This is a genomic window from Streptomyces sp. NPDC030814 (assembly GCF_055572155.1).
Genome location: NZ_JBVIDX010000003.1, coordinates 535071 through 559487, shown reverse-complemented (window position 1 = coordinate 559487; position 24417 = coordinate 535071). Strand labels below are relative to the sequence as shown.

Below are 24417 nucleotides of genomic sequence, written 5' to 3'. Positions count from 1 at the left end.
TTGCGCGTACTTGTCGCCGGGGCCACCGGAGTGGTCGGGCGTCCGCTGGTGGGTGCGCTCAGGGCTCGGGGCCACGAGGTGAGCGCGCTGGTGCGTCAGGGGGCGCAGGGGCGGGCGCCCGAGGCCGACGAGGTGGTGGTCGCCGACGCCCTCGATCGTGAGGCCCTGCTGTCGGCGGTGTCGGCCGCCCGTCCCGAGGTGGTCGTCCACCAGATGTCGGCGCTGCGGCTGCTGCGCGACGACCCGCCCGAGGCGTTCGCCCGTACCGCGCGGCTGCGCACCGAGGGCACCGCCCACCTGATCGAGGCGGCCCGGGCGGCCGGTGCGCGGCGGCTGGTCGCCCAGTCCATCGCGTTCGCCGCCGCCCCGGCCGGGGAGCCGGTCCTCGACGAGGACGCGCCGCTGTACGTCGACGCCCCCGACCCCGGCTGGGCCTCGACCGTACGGGCCGTCGCCGAACTGGAGCGGCTGGTCACGAGCAGCGACCTCGCGGGCGTGGTCCTGCGGTACGGCACGCTGTACGGCCCGCACACCGCGTACGCCCGTACCGGCGCGACAGCGCAGTACGTGGCGGCCGGGCGGCTCCCGCTGGCCGGCGGCGGAGCCGGGATCATGTCGTTCCTGCATGTGGAGGACGCCGTGGGGGCGGCCGTGGCCGCCGTCGAGTCGGACGCCGCCGGGGTGTTCCATGTGACGGACGACGACCCGGCCCCGGCGGCGCAGTGGCTGCCGCATCTCGCCCGTGTGCTGGCCGGTCCCTCGCCCCGTACGGTTCCGGCGGCGCTCGCGCCCCGGCTGCTCGGCTGGTTCATGGCCCACCAGCTCACCTCCGCCCACGGCGCGGCCAACGACCGGGCCCGCGCGGCACTGGGCTGGAAGCCGACGAGACCGAGCTGGCGTGACGGGCTGGGCCAGGAATGACCGATTCCGGTGACGCTCTCAACCTCTGTGTGATCGGCGCCGGCCCGCGCGGCCTCTCGGTGCTGGAGCGGATCCTTGCCAATGCCGAGGAGGTCGCCGGGCGGCGGGTCGTGGTCCACCTCGTCGACCCGTACCCGCCCGGCGCGGGCGCGGTGTGGCGTACCGACCAGCCCACCGAGCTGCTGATGAACACGGTCGCCTCCCAGGTGACCCTGTTCACCGACGACAGCGTGGACTGCGCGGGACCGTCGGTGCCGGGGCCCAGCCTGTACGCGTGGGCGCGCATGATCCGCGCCGGGGAGGGCGCCGGCGGTTTCCCCGCGTGGGTCCTGGAGGAGGCGGGGCGGGTCGGCCCGGACACCTACCCGACGCGCGCCTTCCACGGCCACTACCTGGAGTGGGTCTTCCGGCGCCTCCTGGACACCGCCCCGCCGCGGATCACCGTCCGCACGCACCGGACGACCGCGATCGCACTCGACGACGACCCCACCGACGGCCTGCAGACGGTGACACTGGCGGAGGGTGCCCCCCTGACCGGGCTGGACGCGGTCGTGCTGGCCCTCGGTCACGGCGCCCTGACGCCGAGCCCGGCGGAGGACGAGCTGCGCTCCTTCGCCGACCGGCACGGCCTGGTCCACGTGGCACCCGCCAACCCGGCCGATGCCGACCTGAGCGGGATCGCGCCGGGCACCCCGGTCGCGTTGCGCGGGCTGGGTCTGAACTTCTTCGACTGCCTGGCGCTGCTCACCGAGGGGCGCGGCGGCACGTTCAAGGAGGGCCAGACCGGTCTCGTGTACCTGCCGAGCGGCAACGAGCCGGTGCTGTACGCCGGTTCGCGGCGCGGTGTGCCGTACCACGCCCGCGGTGAGAACGAGAAGGGTGCGCTCGGCCGCCACGAGCCACGGTTCCTGACCCCGCAGGTCATCGCCCGACTGCGGCGACGACCGATCGGCTTTCGCCGCGACCTCTGGCCTCTGATCGACCGCGAGGTCCGGACGGTGTACTACGAGGCCTGGATCCGGGCTGCCCAAGGCCCCGTGGCCGCCGAGGAGTTCGTACGGTCGTGTCTCGCCGGCCGCGTCCCCGAGGCGGACCTGCTCGACCGGTACGCCGTGCCGCCGGCCGAGCGGTGGGACTGGCAACGCATCGAACGGCCTTACGGTGAGCGGGACTTCGCCGACCGGGACGAGTTCCGGCACTGGCTGCTGGAGTATCTGCGGCGGGATGTCGCCGAGGCGCGGCTGGGCAATGTGAACGGCCCGCTGAAGGCGGCTCTGGACGCCCTGCGGGACCTGCGCAACGAGATCCGGCTGGTCGTCGACCACGGCGGCGTCACCGGGGGGTCCTACCGTGCCGAGCTCGACCACTGGTACACCCCGTTGAACGCCTTCACCTCCATCGGGCCGCCCGCCTTCCGCATCGAGCAGCTGATCGCGCTGATCGAGGCGGACGTCGTGCATGTGCTGGGCCCCGGGATGCGGGTACGGCCCTCGGCGCGGGCGGGGGGATTCCTCGTGGACGCGGAACTGGTGAACGACCCCCCGGTGCGGGTCGACGCACTGGTCGAGGCCCGGCTGCCCGCCGTCGATCTGCCGCGCAGTACCAGTCCGCTGCTGCGGGGGCTGCTCGCCTCGGGAGGGTGCGTCCCGTACCGGCTGGACGGTTACGAGCCGGGCGGGCTGGCTGTGACCGACGGTCCGCCCCGGTTGGTGGACGCGACGGGCCGAGCGCACCCTCGCCGGTTCGCCTTCGGGGTACCGGCGGAGGGCGTGCGCTGGGTGACGGCGGTCGGCATCAGGCCGGGTGTCGGCTCGGTGACGCTGGAGGACTCGGACGCGATCGCGCGGGCGGCGCTGGGAGGGAGTCGATGAGAGTGAGCGGGATGTCAGTGGGCACCGACGCGGGCCTGCTCGCCCCGTCCTGGGCCGGTACGCCCGCGGCGGCCGCGGTGACCGACGAGGCCTGGCTGCAGGCCATGCTCGACGCCGAGGTGGCGCTCGCCCGCGCCCAGCACGCGGTCGGGCTGACGCCGGCCGCCGCGGTGGAGGCGATCTCCTCGGTCGCCGATGTGGAACGGCTGGACCTGGTCGCCCTGTCCCACGCGGCGCGGGCCTCGGCCAACCCCGTCGTGCCACTGGTGAGCGCCTTCATGGAGGTGGTCGCCGCGAAGGATCCGGCCGCGGCGGAGTACGTGCACCGGGGGTCGACCAGTCAGGACATTCTCGATTCGGCGGCCATGCTGGTGGCCCGCCGGGTGCTCGGCGTGATCGCCGCCGACCTGGACCGCACCGCCGCCGCCCTGGCCGCGCTGGCCGACACACATCGCCACACCGTCCTGGCCGGGCGCACCCTGGCCCAGCACGCGGTGCCCACCACCTTCGGCCTGAAGGCGGCGGCCTGGCTGCGGCTGGTCGCCGACGCCCTGGTCCGGGTCCGCTCCGTCGCGTCCGCCCTCCCGGCCCAGCTCGGAGGAGCGGCCGGGACGCTCGCCGCGTACCGCGAGTACGCGGCCCTCGACCGCGCGGAGAGCGGCGGCGGGGCCTGTGACGGCGGCGGGGTGGAGCTGCTGGGGCCGTTCGCCAAGGCGCTGGGGCTGGCCGAGCCGGTACTGCCCTGGCACACCGTGCGTACGCCGGTCGCCGAGCTGGGGGCGGTGCTCCAGCTGGTCACCGGAGCGCTCGGGAAGTTCGCGCTCGATGTGCAGACGCTGTCCCGTACCGAGATCGGTGAGGTGTCCGAGCCGGCGGCCGCCGGGCGCGGAGCCTCCTCCGCCATGCCGCAGAAGCGGAACCCTGCGCTCGCCACGCTGATCGTGGCGGCGGCCCGCCAGGTCCCCGCCCATGCCCTCGTCCTGGCCCAGTGCCTGCTGGCCGAGGACGAGCGGCCCGCCGGGGCGTGGCACGCCGAGTGGCAGCCACTGCGGGAGGCACTGCGGCTGGCGGGCGGGGCCGCGCACACCGCCGTCGAACTCGCCGAGGGGCTGAGCGTCCACCCGGACCGGATGCGGGCCAACCTCGAACTGACCGGCGGCGCCCTCGTCACCGAGCGGCTGGCGGTGGCCCTCGCCCCGGTGCTCGGCAAGGCGCGGGCGAAGAAGCTGCTGACCGCGGCCTCGATCGAGGCGGCCGACACGGGGCGGACGATCGGAGAGGTGCTGTCCGGCCACCCCGAACTGTCGGCCCGTTTCACCCCCGCCGAGTTGTCGGAGCTACTCGACCCGGCCCGCTACACGGGCGCGGCCGACGCGCTGGTCGACCGGGCGCTGCGCGGATACGGGCACCACGAAGACGACGCGGGCGTCCGATGAGCGATGCGAGCGGTGTGAGCAACGTGAGCAGGACAGCGGGTGAGTCCGCTCCGTCCCGGCCCCGGGCCGTTGGTCCTGGTCTGCGCCCAGATGCTGATCCGGCTGGACACCTCGGTCCTCGATGTCGCCGCCACGCCCCTGGCCGACCCGGTCAGGGGCCTGGGCGGCGCCCCCGCCGAACCGGAGTGGATCTCCAGCGCGTCCACCCCGGGGTTCGGGCCGCCCGCGCGGAGCCCGGCCGAGGCGGCACGCTCACTGGCTCGTTCGCTGCGACTGCCGCAACTGGCGGAGGACGCCCACCGCGCCTTCCTCGACGCCATGTACGTAGCCCACTTGTGGATCGTCCTCCTCGCCTTCGCCGCGCTCGCCGTCCGTGTCGTGGGGACGCGCGTACGGGTCCGCGGAAAGCACCGCGGGGTCCTGTGGCCGCAGGCGCCTGCGGGAGAGGAACCGGATCCGGCGGACGCCGACGACACAACACGACAGGGCACGACAGGACAGGAAAGGAAGGGAAGGCACGATGACCCAGGCAACGCCCCGCTCGGTGCTGGTGACCGGGGGAAACAGGGGGATCGGGCTGGCCATAGCCCGCCGCTTCGTGGCGTCCGGGGACCTGGTCACGGTGACCTACCGCAGTGAGGCACCATCCAGTGACGAGGGCTTTCTTTCCGTGCGGTGCGATGTCACTGACGGTCAGCAGGTGGACCAGGCCTTCAAGGAGGCCGAGGCGGCCCACGGTCCGGTCACCGTCCTGGTCGCCAACGCCGGCACCAGCCAGGACCGGCTACTGGTACGGATGAGCGAGGCGGACTTCACCTCCGTCATCGACACCAACCTCACCGGGGCCTTCCGCGTCGCCCAGCGTGCGGTGCGCGGAATGCTCCGGGAACGCCATGGCCGTATCGTGCTGATCTCCTCCACGGCGGCACTGCACGGCCACCCCGGACAGACCAACTACGCGGCGGCGAAGGCGGGTCTGGTCGGCTTCGCACGGGCACTGACCCAGGAGCTCGGCCCCCGGGACATCACCTGCAACGTGGTGGCGCCCGGCCTGATCGAGACGGACATGGCCCGCGCGCTCACCGAGGAGCAGCGCAAAGAGCTGCTGCGGCAGACCCCGGCCGGACGACCGGCCCACCCCGAGGAGGTCGCCGACGCGGTGGCCTTCCTGGCCGGCGCCGGCTCTGTGCGCGGCGCCGTGATCCCGGTCGACGGAGGCGCGGGCCTGGGGCACTGAGGCCGGTCACCGCGGCCGGGTCCGGGCGCTGAGCCCGGCGGACCCGAGAGCAGGGTGGGGAGGGGCTTGGAGTGCCTCCCCCTCCCCACCCGATCCACTACCGACGGCCGCGCAGCTCCCGGTACTTGGCGACCAGGGCCCGCGTGGACGCGTCCAGCCCCGGCACCTCGGCGCCCTCGGTCAGGGCGGGCTCCACCCGCTTGGCCAGGACCTTGCCCAGCTCGACGCCCCACTGGTCGAAGGAGTCGATGTTCCAGACGGCGCCCTGGACGAACACCTTGTGCTCGTACAGCGCGATCAGCTGGCCGAGGACCGACGGGGTCAGCTCCTTCGCCAGGATCGTGGTCGTCGGGTGATTGCCCTTGAACGTCTTGTGCGGCACCAGCTCCTCGGCCACGCCCTCGGCCCGCACCTCGTCCGGCGTCTTGCCGAAGGCCAGCGCCTGGGTCTGGGCGAAGAAGTTGGCCATCAGCAGATCGTGCTGGGCCCGGAGCCGGTCACCGAGCTCGGCGACCGGCTCGGCGAAGCCGATGAAGTCAGCCGGGATCAGCTTCGTGCCCTGGTGGATCAGCTGGTAGTAGGCGTGCTGCCCGTTCGTCCCCGGCGTGCCCCACACCACCGGCCCGGTCTGCCATGCGACCTCGCGGCCGCCCCGGTCCACGTACTTGCCGTTGGACTCCATGTCCAGCTGCTGGAGGTACGCCGTGAACTTGGACAGGTAGTGGCTGTACGGCAGGACCGCGTGGGACTGGGCGTCGTGGAAGTTGCCGTACCAGATGCCGAGCAGGCCCAGCAGCAGCGGCACATTGGACTCGGCGGGCGCGGTGCGGAAGTGCTCGTCGACGATCCGGAAGCCGTCGAGCATCTCCCGGAAGCGGTCCGGGCCGATCGCGATCATCAGCGACAGGCCGATCGCCGAGTCGTACGAGTAGCGTCCGCCGACCCAGTCCCAGAACTCGAACATGTTGGCGGTGTCGATGCCGAAGTCCGACACCTTCCCGGCGTTGGTCGAGAGCGCGACGAAGTGCTTGGCGACGGCCTCGGGGCCCGCCTTCAGCTCGGTCAGCAGCCAGTCACGGGCGGAGGTCGCGTTGGTGATCGTCTCGATCGTGGTGAACGTCTTCGAGGCGATGACGAACAGCGTCTCCGCCGCGTCCAGGTCCCGTACGGCCTCGTGCAGGTCGGCCCCGTCGACGTTCGACACGAAGCGGACGACCAGGTCGCGGTCGGTGTAGGAGCGGAGCACCTCGTACGCCATGGCGGGGCCGAGGTCGGAGCCGCCGATGCCGACGTTGACGATGTTCTTGATGCGGCGGCCGGTGTGGCCGGTCCACTCACCGGAGCGGATCCGCTCGGCGAAGCCGGTCATCCTGTCCAGCACGGCGTGCACGGCCGGCACCACGTTCTCGCCGTCGACCTCGACCACCGCGTCCCGCGGGGCGCGCAGCGCGGTGTGCAGGACGGCACGGTCCTCGGTGGTGTTGATCTTCTCGCCGCGGAACATGGCGTCCCGCAGTTCGAACACACCGGTTGCGGCGGCCAGCTCCCGCAGCAGCCGCAGCGTCTCGTCGGTGACCAGGTGCTTGGAGTAGTCGACGTGCAGATCGCCGACCTCCAGCGTGTACCCGGTGCCGCGCCCGGGGTCGGCCGCGAACAGCTCCCGCAGTTCCACGTGACCCAGTTGCTCCCGGTGCTCGGCCAGCGCCGTCCACTCGGGCGTCTGGTCGAGCCTGGTACGGCTTTCTGCGTTCATCTCGGACTTCAGCCTTCTTTCCTACTGGTCCTGCGTACCTTGCCCCGCTGCCGGTCCCAACCTAATGGAGGCAAGGCAACAGGAGCTGTCGTCTCGCCGTCGTCCGGCTCGACAACGGATACGTCGGTCGTGCGCTCCGGTATCAGCGCGGCGACGGACTGGAGAAGGAAAGCGGTGTCCGGCGAAGAGGTCCGGCCGGACACCCTGGGGTGCCCGGCCGGCCTCAATTCCTAGATCTCGCCCCGCAGTTTGGCGAGCGCCTCGGCGAGGATCGCCTCGCCGTCCGCGTCGCTGCGTCGCTCCCGCACATAGGCGAGGTGCGTCTTGTAGGGCTCGGTGCGCGGTGGGTCCGGCGGGTTGTCCCGGTCCTGTCCGGCGGGAAAGCCGCAGCGCGGGCAGTCCCAGGTGTCGGGGACCTGCGCGTCGCTTGCGAAGCTCGGCTGGGTCTCGTGTCCGTTGGAGCACCAGAAGGAGATGCGAAGCCGGGGTGCGGACTCGCCGCGCTCGGCTTCGCCCATCGGCCCCGCCCCGACCCGGCTTCCTCGGATCGCGTTGCCACTTGCCACGGTCGTAACTCCCTGCGTGATGGTGCGGCGAAGCGAGTCGGCGTTTCGCTTCGCTGCGAGCGCCTCAGTCTACGTAAGGCCCAACGCGCGTCCAGTGATTGGAGTTACATCCCACCCCAGACGCAAGCCCCATGATAGGCCGCGCCCGAAGTCGCGTACCCGGCATGGGGCTTTACGTGCGAATTGGTGCGTCCGTGACGCAGGTCAGTTGTTGACCTTCATCAGGATGCCGAGTACGACAATGCACGCGAACCACAGCAGACCGACCACGACGGTGATCCGGTCGAGGTTGCGCTCGGCGACCGAGGAGCCGCCGACGGATGACTGCATACCGCCACCGAACATGTCGGAGAGGCCGCCGCCCTTGCCCTTGTGCATCAGCACCAGCAGCATCAGCAACCCGCTGAAGACGATCAGGGCGATCGAGAACCCCATAACCACGGCTGGACCAACTTCCTCGGATCTGGATGGACGACAGGGGCATGGCGGCTGAGCCATGCCCCCGCAAGACTACGACGTTCCGCCGCTAGCGCCTACTCACTGGTCACGGAAGCGCACGATCTTGACGAACTCGTCCGCGTCGAGGGAGGCGCCGCCGACGAGGGCCCCGTCGATGTCGGCCTGGGCCATGATCTCGGCGACGTTGCCGGCCTTCACGGAGCCGCCGTACTGGATGCGGACCTGGTCGGCCAGCTCCTGGGTGTACAGCTCGGCCAGCTTGGCGCGGATGGCCGCGCAGACCTCCTGGGCGTCCTCGGCGCCGCAGACCTTGCCGGTGCCGATGGCCCAGACGGGCTCGTAGGCGATGACGACGGTCTCGGCGTGCTCGGCGGGGACGTCCTTCAGGCCGCCCTCGACCTGGGCGAGGGTGTGGGAGACGTGGTTGCCCGCCTCGCGGACCTCCAGCTCCTCACCGACGCAGAGGATCGGGGTGAGGCCGTGCTTGAAGGCGGCCTTGACCTTGGCGTTGACGATCTCGTCGGTCTCGTCGTGGTACTGGCGGCGCTCGGAGTGGCCGACCGCCACGAAGGTGCACTTGAGCTTGGCCAGCATCGGGCCGGAGATCTCGCCGGTGTAGGCGCCGGAGTCGTGGGCCGACAGGTCCTGGGCACCGTACTTGATCTTGAGCTTGTCGCCGTCGACCAAGGTCTGCACGGACCGCAGGTCGGTGAAGGGCGGCAGGACCGCGACCTCACAGGCCTCGTAGTCCTTGTCGGCCAGGGCGAAGGCGAGCTTCTGGACGTGGGCGATGGCCTCGAGGTGGTTGAGGTTCATCTTCCAGTTGCCCGCCATCAGGGGCAGGCGGCCGTTTTCAACAGCAGTCATCGAGGGTCAGTCCTCCAGTGCAGCGAGGCCGGGGAGCGTCTTGCCCTCGAGGTATTCGAGGGAGGCGCCGCCACCGGTCGAGATGTGGCCGAATGCGTTCTCGTCGAAGCCCAGGATGCGCACGGCCGCGGCGGAGTCTCCGCCGCCGACGACCGTGAACGCCTCGGAGTCGAGGAGAGCCTGGGCGACCGCCTTGGTGCCCTCGGCGAAATCGGGGTGCTCGAAGACGCCCATCGGGCCGTTCCAGAAGACGGTGGCCGCGTCGGCGATCTTGGAGGCGTACAGCTTGCGGGTCTCCGGACCGATGTCCAGACCCATCTGGTCGGCCGGGATGGCGTCCGCGGCGACGGCGGTGGGGTTGGCGGGCGCCTTGGCCTTCAGGTCCGGGAACCCGGACGAGACGAGGGCGTCGACGGGCAGGACCAGCTCGACACCGGTCTTCTCGGCGCGCTCCAGGTACTCCGTGACGGCCGGGAGCTGGTCCTCCTGGAGGAGGGAGCTGCCGATCTCGTACCCCTTGGCCCTGAGGAAGGTGTACGCCATGCCGCCGCCGATGAGGATGCGGTCGGCCCTGCCGAGCAGCTGGTCGATGACGGCGAGCTTGTCGGAGACCTTGGCGCCGCCGAGCGCGACCACATAGGGGCGCTTGACGTCCTCGGTGAGCTTCTTGAGGACGCCGACCTCGGTGGCGATGAGGTGGCCGGCGTAGTGCGGCAGCCGGGCCGGAAGGTCGAAGACGGAGGCGTGCTTACGGTGCACCGCGCCGAAGCCGTCGCCCACGTAGACGTCGGCGAGGCCGGCGAGCCGGTCCGCGAAGGCGGCGCGCTCGGCGTCGTCCTTCGACGTCTCGCCGGCGTTGAAGCGCAGGTTCTCCAGCACGGCGACCTGGCCGTCGGCGAGGCCCGTGACGGTGGCCGTGGCGGACTCGCCGACCGTGTCGGTCGCGAACGCCACGTCGGCGCCGAGGAGTTCACCGAGGCGGGCGGCGGCCGGGGCGAGCGAGAAGACCGGGTCCGGGGCGCCCTTGGGGCGACCCAGGTGCGAGGCGACGATCACCCGGGCGCCCGCCTCGGCGAGGGCCTTCACGGTGGGCAGGACGGCGCGGATCCGGCCGTCGTCGGTGATGGTCGTGCCGGACAGCGGCACGTTCAGGTCGGCGCGGACGAAGACCCGCTTTCCGGCGACCGGGCCGGCGAGGAGTTCGTCGATCGTCTTCATTGAGGGGACTCCCGGAGAGGACTTGTGGTGCTCGTGATCGTAAGAGGGGCGTTTCGCACGTGAGTCAGGGCCCGGGCGGCGCGTCGCTGCGCCGCCCGAGCCCTGCCGTCACATCAAGTGCCTGTTTCCGTCGATCAGAGCTGGTTGCCGACGAAGACCGTCAGGTCGACGAGGCGGTTGGAGTAGCCCCACTCGTTGTCGTACCAGCCGAGGATCTTCACCGACGTACCTTCCTGGACCATGGTCAGGGAGGCGTCGAAGGTGCAGGAAGCCGGGTCGCTGACGATGTCCGAGGACACGATCTGGTCCTCGGTGTAGAAGAGGATGCCCTTGAGGTCGCCGTCCTCGGAGGCCTTCTTGAAGGCGGCGTTGACCTCGTCCTTGGTGACCTCGCGCTGGAGCTGCACGACCAGGTCGGTGGCCGAGCCGGTCGGGACCGGGACACGCATCGCGATGCCGTCGAGCTTGCCCTTGAGCTGCGGCAGGACCAGCGCGGTGGCCTTCGCGGCACCGGTGGTGGTCGGGATGATGTTCTCGGCGGCGGCGCGGGCGCGACGCAGGTCCGAGTGCGGGAAGTCCAGGATGCGCTGGTCGTTGGTGTACGCGTGGACCGTCGTCATCAGGCCCTTGACGATGCCGAAGTTCTCGTCGAGGACCTTGGCCATCGGCGCCACACAGTTGGTGGTGCAGGAGGCGTTGGAGATGACGTGGTGGTTCGCCGGGTCGTACTTGTCCTGGTTGACGCCCATCACCACGGTGATGTCCTCGTCCTTGGCCGGAGCCGAGATGAGGACCTTCTTGGCGCCGCCGGCGAGGTGCTTCTCGGCGTCGGCCTTCTTCGTGAAGATGCCGGTGGACTCGATGACGATGTCGACGCCCAGCTCGCCCCACGGGATGTCGGCGGGGTTGCGCTCGGAGAGGACCTTGATGGTGTGGCCGTCCACGGTGATCGTGTCGGCGGTGTGCGACACCTCGGCCTTGAGACGGCCCAGGATGGTGTCGTACTTCAGCAGGTGAGCGGTGGTCGCGGTGTCACCCAGGTCGTTGACAGCCACGATCTCGATGTCTGCACCCTGCTCCAGCAGCGCGCGGAAGTAGTTACGACCGATGCGGCCAAAGCCGTTGATGCCTACGCGGATCGTCACGAACCGATCTCCTCGTTGGTACGCCGGCTCAGTGCCGGCGAGCTGTATGGGATGTCCCCGACCGCCTACGACCCTACCTCCCCGGGGCCCGTCGAGTGACATCGAGATGCCCTATACATGCCGGTGCGATCCGTACCCGCCAGTAGGGGTACGGACCGCCCGGGTTTTGCAAGCTGATTACCTTTTGAGCGGCCACCCGATCATCTGATTCCAGACGTTCGGGGTGGCCTCTCCAGGGCCTGCCACCAGCCCTTCGGCGCAGTCGGCGCTCACCTCCTCAGCGCCGCCAACGCCTTGCCGAGCAGTGCCGTGCGGTCGGCCGCCCCCGGCACCTGCTCCAAGCCGAAGCCCAGCAGCACGGTGTCGTTCGTGGTGACCGCGCCGAACGTCTTGAACAGTTCGCCGGACAGGCCCCAGTCCCGGACGACCGCCGGGCTGCCCGCGGGCGGGCCGGGGGTCTTCCAGGCGCCGAGCGACGTCTCGAAGCCCTCGGTCGCGCCGGCGATGCCGCCGGTGACCACCGTGGTGTTGTCGAGCAGCACGCCACGACCGCCGGATCCGGGGTCGGTGATGTAGCTGAACGACACCTCGACCGACTTGCCCGCGTAGGCGGACAGATCGAACTCGACCTGCTTCCAGCCGTCGGAGGCCCCGGTGAAGCTGTTCCAGGCACCGCTGGTGCCGGTCGGCGTGCAGCCGCCGGAGCCCGGGGTCAGGTACCGCTTCAGCGCCGGGTGGGCCTGGATGAAGTACCCGGCCTCGCACTCGAGGGGCACGGCGGTGGAGGTGGCGCCGCCCGCCTCGGGCAGCGTCGTCCAGTCGTCCGCCCCGGCGGTGTGCGCCTCCAGGACCGCGTGGTCGTAGCCCTCCTCGGTGTTCCACAGGATCCGGGTGCGCAGCGCGGGCTTGTCGGCCGCGGTCACCGAGGTGAGGTCGATGGTGCGGGTGAGCCGGTTCCAGGCGTAGTCGGAGTGCGTGACCGCCGCCATGGACGCGCCCTCGTACGGGCCGTACGGGTTGACGGTGCCGGGGTACTGGCCCGCCCCGGCGCTCGCGAACTGCGGGAAGGCGTCGGCGGGGAGGGCATCGGAGGTGAGGCCGAACGATCCCGCCGTGTTCAGCGGGTTGCCGGGCGCGTCGCCGAGCGTTCCCGTGAAGCCCGAGAGCTTCCCGCTGCCCGTGAAGGCCTTGGCGTCGGGCAGGGACGTACGGCTGTAGGCGCCCAGGTAGTACTGGCTGAAGTCGTTGGACAGTGTGCCGCCGCCGAGGTCGACGGAGCCGCCGGCGCTCTCGCCAGCCTCGATCAGCTTGCCGCCCTCGTTGAGGTAGGCGCGCAGTTCGAGCTGGGTGGCGACGCCGGGGCGCACGGCGCCCGTGTAGTGCACGACCTGCTTGAAGTGCTTCAGTACGCCCAGCGCGTCGGGAGCACCCTGGGTCGCGACGTCCCAGACGAGCGCCTTCTTGCCGTTGGCCTTCAGCGCGTCGACATACGTCTGCGTCTGGGTCGCGGTCGCACCCTCCTCGGCGACGACGAGGGTGTCGGCCTTGGGCCGCTCGGCGATGGTGTAGGTGAAGCGCTCGCTGCGGGTGGGCTTGCCGCTCTTCGTCTCGCCGGTGAACCAGACCTCGACCTTGTCGCCCGGTTCGCCGTCCTGGACCTTGGCCCGGTACTCGTCGAACCAGAGGTTGTCCTCACCGCCGAACGTCTCGCCGCCCTTCCAGGGCCTGAGCGTCTGGTCGTAGGTCCGGCCGCGGCCGTTGATCCGGTACTTCAGCTCCTTGTCGCGCACCGCCCTGCGGGTGACGACGGAGATCTCCTGGTCGGCGCCGCGCGAGTACGACGCGGTGAAGGGCGCGAGGGTGAAGTCGGGGGCGTCGAGGCCGACCGAGGACTTGGGCCGGTCGGGCTTCGCGGCGGACTCGGCGACGGAGAGCGCGAACGGGATGTTCTTCTCGAACTCCTGCTTGATCAGCTTCTCGTCGTCGGGGAACGTGAAGACGGAGGCGCAGTCCTCCGGCTTCCAGGCGTCGGCCGGGTCGATGTTCGACGCGGTCTGGCACGTCGACATCTCGGGGGTGAACATCGGCGTGCCGTTGACGTTGGCCGCGTGGCCGTCCGCCTCGCCGTTGGTGGTGTACAGCTCCGAGGAGAGCTGGGGGTGGTATCCGGGGACCGCGGGGTTCTCCGGGGTACCGGCCAGCGCCTTGTAGAGCACGTCGTCCGGGGTGGGGGTGGCCACCTGCCAGCCGACGCCGTAGAGGATCAGTTCGGCGGCGGAGTGGTAGTTGATGCCGTACTCGAAGCCGATGCGCTTCTCGAAGGCGTCCAGGGCCTTGGTCTCGGGCTCGGAGCCCGGGCTCGCGCCGCGGTAGGTCTCACTGGTGGGGAACGGGGACGAACCCTCGTTGTCGTAGCCCCACTTGTAGGCGAAGTTGCGGTTGAGGTCGACGCCGTCGCCGACGGTGATGGCGTTGTCGCCGTTGATGTCGCGCAGGTTCTTGCGCCACTGGCGGTTGCCGTCGGCCTTGTGGGTGAAGTCGTAACCGTCCGGGTTGGCGGAGATCAGGAACCACAGCTCGGTGGTGTCGACGATCTTCTTGATCCGCTTGTCCGTCTTGTAGTTGTCCAGGTAGTGGTGCATCAGCCGCCGGGTCATCTCCGGGGTGATCCACTCACGGGCGTGCTGGTTGGACATGTACAGGACGGAGGGCTTGGCGCCGTCCTTGGTCTTCTTCGCGTTCCTGGTCAGCTTGAGCGCGAGGATGTCCTGTCCCTGGAGGGACTTGCCGATGGAGACCACCTTGGTCAGGGACGGGTGCTCCTGACCGGTCCGGAGGATCTCCTCCTTGATGTTCCCGGCGCCGCTGTAGGGGCGGTAGACCCCGTCGCCCGCGGCGTCCACCCGGGCCTCCGCCTTGCGGGTGAGCCTGTGCTCCTTGAGGTCGACGCCCTGTTCCTCCAGGGCCTTCGCCTGCTTGTCGGTGAGGTAGACCTCGACCGACGCGGTGCCCTTCTCCGGTGCCTGCTCGCTGAGTTCGTGTCCGTCCTGCCCGGCCGCCAGAAGCAGGGGTACCTGCTCCTTCGTGACCTCGGCGCGGAAGACCTTGACCTCTTCCGCATCGCCGGAACCATTGTTCTCGGCCGCCTGGGCGAACGGCGCGAGCCCCGCGCCGCCGCCCAGCAGGAGCACGCCGGCAGCGAGGATCGATCTCGCTCTTCGTCTCATGAGCCCCCCTTGCGTGGGTTCGCCACAGTGGCGAACAGACGCCAGGCTCATGTCAGATCCGGATCACGTCAAGGGTGCCGCACGAGCCACACAGGGAATTCACCCGTCAAGCGAAAAGCCGGCGCCGAAAACCCAACTGGGCTTCGGCACCGGCAAGTTCGCCGAGGCGGGGTGCGGCTGACGGGTTGTCACCCGGCGAGGTTTTCGGCCATCTCCTCGGTGAGGCTCGACTCCGTCCCGGGGATGCCCAGGTCCTGCGCGCGCTTGTCCGCCATGGCCAGCAGTCGGCGGATACGGCCCGCGACGGCGTCCTTGGTGAGCGGCGGGTCGGCGAGCGCGCCCAGCTCCTCCAGCGAGGCCTGCTTGTGCTCCATGCGCAGCCGTCCGGCGGCGGCGAGGTGTTCGGGCACGTCGTCGCCGAGGATCTCCAGGGCACGGCCGACGCGGGCACCGGCGGCGACGGCGGCACGGGCCGAGCGGCGCAGGTTGGCGTCGTCGAAGTTGGCGAGCCGGTTCGCAGTGGCCCGGACCTCGCGGCGCATCCGCCGCTCCTCCCAGGCCAGCACCGACTCATGGGCGCCGAGCCGGGTCAGCAGCGCGCCGATCGCGTCGCCGTCCCGTACGACGACCCGGTCCACGCTGCGCACCTCCCGGGCCTTCGCGGCGATCGACAGCCTGCGGGCCGCGCCGACCAGGGCGAGGGCCGCCTCCGGGCCCGGGCACGTCACCTCCAGGGAGGACGAGCGGCCGGGCTCGGTGAGCGAGCCGTGCGCGAGGAACGCCCCGCGCCAGGCGGCCTCGGCATCGCAGGTGGCCCCCGAGACCACCTGCGGGGGCAGTCCGCGGATGGGCCGGCCGCGGCCGTCCACCAACCCCGTCTGGCGGGCCAGCTGATCGCCGCCCGCGACGACCCGCACCACATAACGCGAGCCCCGGCGCAGTCCGCCGGGTGCCATCACGATCAGTTCGGAGCTGTGTCCGAAGATCTCCAGGATGTCCCGCTTGAGGCGGCGCGCCGCCATCGCGGTGTCCAGCTCCGCCTCGATCACGATGCGGCCGCTCACCAGGTGCAGCCCGCCCGCGAACCGCAGGATCGCCGAGACCTCCGCCTTTCTGCAGCAGGTCCGGGTGACGGGTAGCCGGGAGATCTCGTCCTTCACCGCTGCCGTCATCGCCATGGGCCGATCCTTCCATGCATCCGAAAAATACGGTCGTACGCGGCGGCCAGCAGCTCCGGATCATGCCGCGGAGATCCATCGGGCCGGGCCACCGGAGCCAGCTCGACCGCGGCGCCGAACCGCTCGGCGGCCTCGGTCAGCAAATCGCGGTCGGGCACGGCGGCCTCGTCGGCCAGCACCACGTCCAGGGCGAGTTTAGGGGCGTGTCGTGCCAAAACCTCCAAATGACGCTGCGGGGAGAAGCCATCGGTTTCTCCCGGCTGCGGGGCGAGGTTCAGCGACAGCACGAGCCGGGCCTTGGTCTCGGTGAGGGCGTCGAGCAGCTCGGGGACGAGCAGGTGCGGGATCACCGACGAGAACCAGGAGCCGGGCCCCAGCACCACCCAGTCGGCGTCGAGGACGGCCGCCACCGCCTCGGGCACGGCGGGCGGGTCGTGGGGCACGAGGTGCACGGACTGCACCTCGCCGGGGGTGAGCGCGACGGTCGCCTGGCCCCGGACGGTGTCGACGGCGTCGGGGCGCGTCGGGTCGTGCCCCTTGACCAGGGCCTGGAGCTCCAGGGGCACCGCGGACATGGGCAGCACACGGCCCTGGGCGCCGAGCAGCCTGCCGACCAGGTCCAGCGCCTGGACGTGGTCGCCGAGCTGCTCCCACAGGGCGACGATCAGGAGGTTGCCGACGGCGTGGTCGTGCAGGTCGCCCTTGGTCTTGAAGCGGTGCTGGATGACGCGAGCCCAGGTCTGCCCCCAGTCGTCGTCACCGCACAGCGCGGCCAGCGCCTTGCGCAGGTCGCCGGGCGGGAGCACGCCCAGCTCGTCGCGCAGACGTCCGCTGGAGCCGCCGTCGTCGGCCACGGTGACGACGGCGGTGAGGTCGCCGGTGATCCGGCGCAGGGCGGCGAGCGAGGCGGACAGGCCCATGCCGCCGCCGAGCGCGACGACCTTGGGCTGGGCGCCACGACGACGTGCCCGGCCGCCGCGCGCCTCGGCGGGCCCGGCCGTCCGTCCTTCCGGGGTGACCCGGCGCAGTCTGCTCAGCCGCAGAGCAGCACGTCCGGTCATTCGCGACCCATGTCGCGGTGCACGACGACGGTCTCGACGCCCTGGGAGGCCAGACGGGCGGCCAGCTTCTCGGACGTGGCGACCGAGCGGTGCTTGCCGCCGGTGCAGCCGACCGCGATGGTCACATACCGCTTGCCCTCGCGGCGGTAGCCGGCGGCGATCAGCTGGAGCAGCTCCGCGTAGCGGTCGAGGAACTCCTTGGCGCCGGGCTGGTTGAAGACGTACGCCGAGACCTCCTCGTTGAGGCCGGTGTAGGGGCGCAGCTCAGGGACCCAGTGCGGGTTGGGCAGGAAGCGCATGTCCACGACCAGGTCGGCGTCGACCGGCAGGCCGTACTTGAAGCCGAAGGACATGACGGTGGCCCGCAGCTCGGGCTCCTCCTCGCCGGCGAACTGGGCGTCCATCTTCGCGCGCAGCTCGTGCACGTTCAGGCTGGAGGTGTCGATCACCAGGTCGGCGTCGCCGCGCAGCTCACGCAGCAGCTCCCGCTCGGCGGCGATGCCGTCGACGATGCGGCCGTCGCCCTGGAGGGGGTGCGGGCGGCGCACCGACTCGAAGCGGCGCACGAGGGCATCGTCGGAGGACTCCAGGAAGACGATCCGACGGGTGACGTTCTTCGTCTCGAGGTCGGCGAGGGAGTCGCGGAGGTTGTCGAAGAAACGGCGGCCACGGACGTCGACGACGACCGCGATCCGCGCCACGTTGCCCTGGGAGCGGGCGCCGAGCTCCACCATGGTGGGGATCAGCGCGGGCGGCAGGTTGTCCACGACGAACCAGCCGAGGTCCTCCAGACACTTGGCGGCCGTGGACCGGCCGGCGCCGGACATGCCGGAGATGATGACCAGCTCGGGGATGGCCGCCTCGGGGACCCCGGCTGTTTCGATGCCCGTACTCACGTGTGCTCCGTCTTCCTGGGGCGCTGGGTGCTGGGAGGCGTGGTCGCCCGCCGCGCTGAGGGCCCGCCCGCGCTCCCCTGTGTGCTCTTGGTGCTGTTCTTCTGGACGCTGGGGGCGCTCATGAGGTTCTGGGCGCTCTTCGTGCTCGGTCATGTCTCCTGCCCTCGTCGCCGGTCCGGGGGACCCGCCGTGAACACCGCCACGGGCTCCCCGGAGGTGTCCGCCGTCGTGCCGGGCTCCTCTTCCTCCATGATCTCCCCGGTGGCGGTGTTCACGGCGGGTGCCGCCGGAGCCGCCTGTGCGAGGGCCGCGGCGATCGTCTCGGCCGTCTTGCGGCCTATGCCGGGGACCTCGCAGATCTGGTCGATCGTCGCGGCGCGCAGTTTCCTCAGCGAGCCGAAGTGCTTGAGCAGGGCCTGCTTGCGGGTGTCGCCGAGGCCGGGCACGTCGTCCAGGGGGCTGGCCCGGAACCGCTTGGCCCGCTTGGTGCGCTGGTAGGTGATGGCGAAGCGGTGGGCCTCGTCGCGGACGCGCTGGAGCAGATACAGACCCTCGCTGGTGCGGGGCAGGACCACCGGGTCGTCCTCGCCGGGCAGCCAGACCTCCTCCAGGCGCTTGGCGAGGCCGCACACGGCGATGTCGTCGATGCCCAGCTCGTCCAGGGCCCGGCGGGCGGCGGCGACCTGCGGCTGTCCGCCGTCGACGACGACGAGCTGCGGCGGGTAGGCGAAGCGCTTGGGGCGGCCGTCCTCCTCGGTGAGGGCGTCCTCGCCGTCGGCCCACTCGCCGGTCTTCTCCTTCTCGGCGAGGTAGCGCCTGAAGCGGCGGGCGATGACCTCGTGCATGGACCGGACGTCGTCCTGGCCCTCGCCGTGCCAGACCTGCGTGTCCCCGACCCGGCCCTTGATCTGGAAGCGGCGGTACTCGCTCTTGCGGGCCAGTCCGTCCTCGAAGACGACCATGGAGGCGACGACGTCGTCGCCCTGGAGGTGGGAGATGTCGTAGCACTCGATCCTGAGCGGGGCGCTGTCGAGGTCGAGGGCCTCGGCGATCTCCTCCAGGGCCCGGGAGCGGGTGGTGAGGTCGGAGGCGCGCTTGGTCTTGTGCAGCACGAGCGACTGCTGGGCGTTGCGCTGCACGGTCTCCATGAGGGCCTTCTTGTCGCCCCGCTGCGGGATGCGCAGGGAGACGTTCGAGCCGCGGCGCCCGGTGAGCCACTCCTGGACGGGCTCGACGGGGTCGGGCAGGGCCGGGACGAGGACCTCCTTGGGCACCGAGTCGCCGGTCTCCTCGCCGTAGAGCTGCTGCAGGGCGTGCTCGACGAGGTCGGCGGTGGTGACGGCCTCGACCTTGTCGGTGACCCAGCCGCGCTGGCCGCGCACGCGTCCGCCGCGTACGTGGAAGATCTGGACGGCGGCCTCCAGCTCGTCCTCGGCGACCGCGATCAGGTCGGCGTCGGTCGCGTCGGCGAGCACGACCGCGTTCTTCTCCATGGCCTTCTTCAGGGCCTCGATGTCGTCGCGCAGCCGGGCGGCCCGCTCGTACTCCATCTCCTCGGCCGCGTCCGTCATCTGCCGCTCCAGACGACGGAGGTAGGTGCCGGTGCGGCCGGCCATGAAGTCGCTGAACTCCTCGGCCAGCTCCCGGTGGTCCTCGGCGGTGATCCGCTCGACGCAGGGGGCGGAGCACTTGCCGATGTAGCCGAGCAGACAGGGGCGGCCGGTGCGGGCCGCGTTCTTGAAGACGCCGGCCGAGCAGGTGCGGACGGGGAAGACGCGCAGCAGCAGGTCCACGGTGTCGCGGATGGCCCACGCGTGGGCGTACGGGCCGAAGTACCGGACGCCCTTCTTCTTGTGACCGCGCATCACCTGCACCCGGGGGTACTGCTCGTTCATCGTGACCGCGAGGTACGGGTAGCTCTTGTCGTCGCGGTACTTGACGTTGAACCGGGGGTCGAACTCCTTGATCCAGGAGTACTCCAGCTGGAGCGCCTCCACCTCCGTGGACACCACCGTCCACTCCACGGAGGCGGCCGTGGTGACCATGGAGCGGGTGCGCGGGTGGAGGCCGGCCAGGTCCTGGAAGTAGTTGGCCAGGCGCTGACGCAGGCTCTTCGCCTTCCCGACGTAGATCACCCGGCGGTGCTCGTCACGGAACTTGTACACCCCGGGAGAGTCCGGGATCTGTCCCGGACTGGGGCGGTAGCTGGAGGGATCGGCCATGCTCCACACCCTACTGGCGGGGAGTGACACCGCGGGGCGCCCGGGGAGCCTTGGCCAGGGCGGCTCCAGGGCTTTAAGGGGCCTTTCACTATGCCCGCCGGGTCGCGTGGTCCGGCACCGCACCTCGCAAGGCACCAGACCACGCGACCTGATCGGACGCGCATAGTGAAAGACCCCTAACGCGTCTCCAGGAACGTCAGCACGGCCAGGACCCGGCGGTGATCATCCGGTTCTTCCGGCAGCCTCAGCTTGCCCAGGATGCTCCGCACATGTTTCTCGACCGTCCCCTCGGTCACCCACAGTCGCTTGCCGATCCCCGCGTTGGAGCGCCCCTCCGCCATGAGCCCGAGCACCTCGCGCTCACGGTTGCTGAGCACGGCCAGCGGATCGTCGCGGCGCTGCGCGGCGACCAGCTCCTGCACCAGTGACGGGTCCACCACACTGCCGCCCCGGCGGATGCGGTCGAGTGTCTCCAGGAACTCGTCCACGGCGGTGATCCGGCTCTTGAGCAGATAACCGATGCTGCGCCCGCCGGCCAGCAGCTCCAGCGCGTCCTCGACCTCGACGAACGCCGACAGGACGAGGATCCCGACCGAGGGGTACCGCTCGCGGATGGCGCGGGCCGCCTTCAGCCCCTCCGTGGACTGCGTGGGCGGCATCCTGATGTCGATGATCGCGATGTCCGGTACGTGTGACTCGACCAGGTCCATGAGCCCGCCGCCGTCGCCGGCCTGGCCCACCACCTCGTAGCCGACGCGCTCGCACAGGCTTGCCAGCCCCTCACGCAGGAGCACGTCGTCGTCCGCGAGCACCACCCGCCCGAGCGCCGGATGCTGATCGGCGTCCATGGGTCTCGGCCTCCCCCTGCCCGACCTGTTCCGTTCGTCCCGACAGCCTGCCTGAACACGGGTCTTACGGCTAGCTGGAAGCCTAGTTGGGGGAGAGCCGGGACGTCACCTCGGTGTCCGCACGGCATCCTCGAACGAGTGCAGTCGCGGGTGGCCGGTTGCCTCGGCGGAGACGGATCCGGTTGTTCACCCGCGTACTGAGCCGGGCGGCCGTCTCCGCCGCCCGACACGGCCGCCCGAACGTACGCCCGACCGAGTCCCGCACTCCCCCCTTGAAGGGTCTCGCCGCGTACGCTTCGGGCGGTCATGAACGTGGCGTGGCGTCCCCGGCCTCCGGGGGCGGGGTCAGCGGCAGGCGGACGCACAGCGTCGTCCCGTCGCCCGGCGGGCTGGCCACGGTGAGCCGGCCGCCGATCGCCTCCACGCGGTCGATGAGCCCGATCAGCCCTGAGCCCCTGCCCGGGTCCGCTCCCCCGACGCCGTCGTCGTGGACGACCACCTCCAGGACGCCGCTCGTGTCCTCGGCCGTCACGCTCACCACGCTCGCGTGCGCGTGCTTGACCGCGTTGGTCAGGCACTCCGACGTCACGTAGTACGCGGCCACCTCGACCGGCTCCGGGAAGCGGGGCGTGGAGAGCCGGAGACCGAGTTCGACGGGGATCGCGCAGCGGCGGGCGAGGGAGCGCAGGGCGGGGCCCAGACCGCCCCGGGAGAGGATCGCCGGGTGGATGCCGCGGGCCACCTGGATCAGGTCCTGGAAGGTGTCGTCGAGGCCCCTGCCCAGGTGGGCCAGTTGTCTGCCGAGCGCCGAGCCCCGGTCCTCGACGAGGGTCTCCGCCATCCGCAGCTCCAGCTGCAGGGAGACCAGGCGCTGCTGCACTCCGTCGTGCAGGTCGCGTTCGATACGGCGCCGGGAGGCGTCCCCCGCGGCCACGACACGCGCGCGTGAGGCGGTCAGCTGGGCGCGGCTGTCGGCGTTGGCGATCGCGGTGGCGATCAGTTCGGTGAAGTCGGCGAGCCGGGACTCGGTGCCCTCGGGCAGCGGGTCGAGCCGCGAGGCCGCGACGACGACGCCCCACAGCCGGCCCTCGACGACGATGGGGGCGCCCGCTGCGGTGCCCGACCGGGCGGCGCCGCGTGTCCGGGCCACCTCCTCCATCACCTTGCGCGCCGACTCCCGACGGGGCAGGCGTGGCGCTCCGCCCTCGTCGTCGACGTGTTCGCGCGCGATGCCGAGGACGGTGAAGTAGCCGTCGGTCTCGTAGCGCAGTACGGCCGCGGCCGTGCTCAGCAGGGCGCCCACCTCCTCCGCCACCTTCGCGAACACATCGGACGGCGGCACCCCGCGGGCCACCTCGGTGGCGACCCGGCGCAGCGCGGCCTGTTCACGGGCGGCCAGCCGGCTCTCGGTGACATCGCGGGCGGCGGCGTAGATGAGGCCCTCCTCGGGGACCGGCCGGGCGCTCCACTGGAGCCAGCACTCGGTGCCGTCCGCGCGGACGTACCGGTTCTCGAACTCGGCGACGTCGGCGCCGCTCGCCAGCAGCTCGATCGCCTCGTGGGTGCTGTCGCGGTCCTCCTCGTGGACGAACTCGACGAGCGGCCTCGCGGTCAGGATCTCGGCGGGATATCCGAGGGTGCGTTCGAAGGCCGGGTTGACGCGTTTGAAGTAGCCGTCGAGTCCGCTGATGCAGAGCAGGTCCAGGGAGAGGTGGAAGATGCCTTCCAGTTCCCGTTCGGCGCGCTTGCGGCGGCCGTGGGCGGCGGCGAAGGACGCCATGGTGTCGTTCATGCCGCTCAGCAGGTGGGCCCAGGTGCCGTCGAAGGCGTCGACGTCGGCCCGGTGTTCGAGGCGGCCCGCGTCGATCGCCATGTTCATCGCACGTATCTGGCCGGCCAGCCGCTCCGTGGTCACCCGCAGTTCGCGGAAGGTGTCGGCGACGGCCCCGAGTTCGTCGCGGCCCGCGTAGCGGATGTCGTACGAGAGGTCGCCCTCCGACAGTGCCCGCGCGCCGGCGGCGACCTGTCCGAGGGGTCGGGTGATCGAGCGGCGCAGGGCCAGCGCGAGGACGGTGACGGCGCACAGGACCCCCAGGAAGAGGGCCAGTTCGCTGTAGGCCCGGGTCCGGGTGGCCCGCAGTTCTTGGTCCGCGGTGCCGGCGAGTTCCCGCATGGCCCGGCTCTGGACGGCGCGCAGATCGTCGACGTACTTCTCGGAGTCGGCCAGCCAGGCGTCGTACGAGGGCCAGTCGGCGGGCCGGGTGTCGGAGTCGTCGAGCATGTCGCGGACCTTGCGGACGGCGCGGCCGGGGGCCTGGAACATGGTGCTGTGCAGCTCGGCCCAGAGTGCCGCGGAGGTGTTCTGCTCGAAGGTGCGCAGCTGTGCCTTCTCCAGTTCGGTCCAGCGGCCGGCGGCGGTGGGGCGTTGGCCTGCCGGCACATCGAACAGGATGGCGAGCTCGGCCCGTTCGCGTTCGGCGGCCGCGATGGCCTTGCGAAGCGCCACATGGGCGTCGGCGGCGCGGCCCGCGGCCCGAGTGGGGCGGCCGGACTCCAGGGTGGCGACGGTGTCGAGCAGGACGTTCTCGATGGCGTCGTACCGCTGGGCGACGGTCTGCGCGTCCAGTGAGGTGGTGCCCGTCTCGACGCGCAGCGCGTGGAGTTGCCTGCGTACGGCGTCGAGGACACCGGCGACGTCGGGCTCCGGCCGGCCGGTGGCGTGCCGGGACGCCCGCCGCAGTGCGTCGTCGGTGGCGTGTTGGGCGTCGGAGCGCTCGCGCGCCGTGCCCGGTTCGACGTGCAGCCGGGCCTTCACCGCGGCCATCCGCTCCCGCGCGACGGCGTCGGAGACCTCGCCGGTCACGAAGGACACCGCGATCGCCGTGTCGAAGTCGTGCAGCGTCCGCGCCTTCTCCCAGTGCGACACGGCGGCGAACACCGTGAACACCAGGAGCACGGTCACCGGCAACAGCACGAGCAGCATCAGCTTGGCGCCCACCCGCAGCCGGGCGAAGAACGGCACCCCCCGAAGGCCCCTCCCCCGCCCCCGGCCCGTCCCGGTACCCCGGGGCTGCGACGCGGCCCGGCCGGAGCCCTCCGCCGACGGACGGGGACCGCGGTCCACCGGGGATGCGGGGCGGCGCGGGCTCGGTACGCGGCCCGCCGACGACGAAGGGCGCGGTGCGCTCACGCGGCCCGCCGACGACGAAGGGCGCGATGCGCTCACGCGGCCCGCCGACGACGAAGGGCGCGATGCGCTCACGCGATCCGCCGACGACGAAGGGCGCGATGCGCTCACGCGGCCCGCCGACGACGAAGGGCGCGGTGCGCTCACGCGGCCCGCTGAGGAGGAGCCGGGCGGGTCCGGTACCCGCGCTTCCTCCCTCGGGGAGCGGGTCCCGTTCGGTGCCGGGCCCGTCGCGGGCTGACCGCCGCTCAGGTCCGGCTCGCCGCCGGGCGCGGGCGAACCGCTCGTCCCGGGGGACGGCGAGGCGGGCCCGGAGGACGGGGCG

General features: G+C 71.4%; 18 protein-coding genes. 4 read left to right on the top strand and 14 right to left on the bottom strand.

Features of this window, described 5'->3' with window-relative positions:
* Genes ACZ43N_RS09315 through ACZ43N_RS09305 form a run of 3 tightly spaced genes read left to right on the top strand, consistent with a single transcriptional unit; the run spans position 1 to position 4228 of the window.
* Positions 1–921 (top strand): NAD-dependent epimerase/dehydratase family protein, encoded by a 921-nt coding sequence (locus ACZ43N_RS09315; protein WP_468096173.1) that lies wholly within the window; start codon positions 1–3, stop codon positions 919–921.
* A complete protein-coding gene (locus tag ACZ43N_RS09310) occupies positions 918–2792 on the top strand; it encodes an FAD/NAD(P)-binding protein (protein ID WP_468096171.1) in 1875 nt (624 codons plus the stop codon). The genes ACZ43N_RS09315 and ACZ43N_RS09310 overlap by 4 nt, the downstream gene beginning before the upstream one ends.
* Entirely contained in the window at positions 2789–4228 is a 1440-nt protein-coding gene (locus tag ACZ43N_RS09305; protein WP_468096169.1) for a nitrosuccinate lyase, read from the top strand. Before ACZ43N_RS09310 ends, ACZ43N_RS09305 begins: the two co-directional genes overlap by 4 nt.
* A 252-nt stretch (positions 4229–4480) precedes the next feature.
* Here the strand turns inward: ACZ43N_RS09305 and ACZ43N_RS09300 are convergent, their stop codons facing one another.
* On the bottom strand, positions 4481–4639 hold the full coding sequence (locus ACZ43N_RS09300) for a hypothetical protein (RefSeq protein WP_468096167.1): 159 nt from the start codon (positions 4637–4639) through the stop codon (positions 4481–4483).
* A gap of 109 nt (positions 4640–4748) precedes the next feature.
* On the opposite strand from ACZ43N_RS09300, the gene fabG reads away from it, so the two are divergent.
* Complete coding sequence (gene fabG, locus ACZ43N_RS09295) at positions 4749–5465, top strand: 3-oxoacyl-ACP reductase FabG (RefSeq protein ID WP_468096165.1); 717 nt, start codon at positions 4749–4751, stop codon at positions 5463–5465.
* Positions 5466–5562: 97 nt separating this feature from the next.
* Here the strand turns inward: fabG and pgi are convergent, their stop codons facing one another.
* From pgi to ACZ43N_RS09230, 13 genes are all read right to left on the bottom strand, one after another.
* Positions 5563–7218, bottom strand: coding sequence for a glucose-6-phosphate isomerase (pgi, locus tag ACZ43N_RS09290; protein WP_468096163.1), 1656 nt, complete (start codon positions 7216–7218; stop codon positions 5563–5565).
* Positions 7219–7448: 230 nt separating this feature from the next.
* Positions 7449–7784, bottom strand: coding sequence for an RNA polymerase-binding protein RbpA (locus ACZ43N_RS09285; protein WP_003957010.1), 336 nt, complete (start codon positions 7782–7784; stop codon positions 7449–7451).
* A gap of 204 nt (positions 7785–7988) precedes the next feature.
* Entirely contained in the window at positions 7989–8219 is a 231-nt protein-coding gene (secG, locus tag ACZ43N_RS09280) for a preprotein translocase subunit SecG (RefSeq protein ID WP_055514354.1), read from the bottom strand.
* A 102-nt stretch (positions 8220–8321) separates the two neighbouring features.
* On the bottom strand, positions 8322–9077 hold the full coding sequence (tpiA, locus tag ACZ43N_RS09275; protein WP_468096470.1) for a triose-phosphate isomerase: 756 nt from the start codon (positions 9075–9077) through the stop codon (positions 8322–8324).
* Between the two features lie 39 nt (positions 9078–9116).
* A complete protein-coding gene (locus ACZ43N_RS09270; protein ID WP_468096162.1) occupies positions 9117–10328 on the bottom strand; it encodes a phosphoglycerate kinase in 1212 nt (403 codons plus the stop codon).
* 134 nt (positions 10329–10462) lie between these two features.
* Positions 10463–11473, bottom strand: a complete 1011-nt coding sequence (gap, locus tag ACZ43N_RS09265) for a type I glyceraldehyde-3-phosphate dehydrogenase (RefSeq protein ID WP_055538514.1) — start codon at positions 11471–11473, stop codon at positions 10463–10465.
* 269 nt (positions 11474–11742) lie between these two features.
* Positions 11743–14700, bottom strand: a complete 2958-nt coding sequence (locus ACZ43N_RS09260) for a M14 family metallopeptidase (protein WP_468096159.1) — start codon at positions 14698–14700, stop codon at positions 11743–11745.
* A 188-nt stretch (positions 14701–14888) separates the two neighbouring features.
* Positions 14889–15878: a DNA-binding protein WhiA gene (whiA, locus tag ACZ43N_RS09255; protein ID WP_055710847.1), complete on the bottom strand. Its 990-nt coding sequence runs from the start codon at positions 15876–15878 to the stop codon at positions 14889–14891.
* Complete coding sequence (locus tag ACZ43N_RS09250) at positions 15869–16939, bottom strand: gluconeogenesis factor YvcK family protein (protein ID WP_468096157.1); 1071 nt, start codon at positions 16937–16939, stop codon at positions 15869–15871. Before ACZ43N_RS09250 ends, whiA begins: the two co-directional genes overlap by 10 nt.
* Positions 16936–17988 carry an RNase adapter RapZ gene (gene rapZ / locus ACZ43N_RS09245; RefSeq protein ID WP_468096156.1) on the bottom strand — a complete coding sequence of 351 codons (1053 nt, stop codon included), beginning with the start codon at positions 17986–17988 and terminating at the stop codon, positions 16936–16938. The genes ACZ43N_RS09250 and rapZ overlap by 4 nt, the downstream gene beginning before the upstream one ends.
* Positions 17985–20057 carry an excinuclease ABC subunit UvrC gene (uvrC, locus tag ACZ43N_RS09240; protein WP_468096154.1) on the bottom strand — a complete coding sequence of 691 codons (2073 nt, stop codon included), beginning with the start codon at positions 20055–20057 and terminating at the stop codon, positions 17985–17987. Before uvrC ends, rapZ begins: the two co-directional genes overlap by 4 nt.
* 176 nt (positions 20058–20233) lie before the next feature.
* Positions 20234–20905 (bottom strand): response regulator transcription factor, encoded by a 672-nt coding sequence (locus ACZ43N_RS09235; RefSeq protein WP_468096152.1) that lies wholly within the window; start codon positions 20903–20905, stop codon positions 20234–20236.
* 304 nt (positions 20906–21209) lie between these two features.
* Complete coding sequence (locus ACZ43N_RS09230; RefSeq protein WP_468096468.1) at positions 21210–23888, bottom strand: PAS domain S-box protein; 2679 nt, start codon at positions 23886–23888, stop codon at positions 21210–21212.
* Positions 23889–24417: the final 529 nt, after the last annotated feature.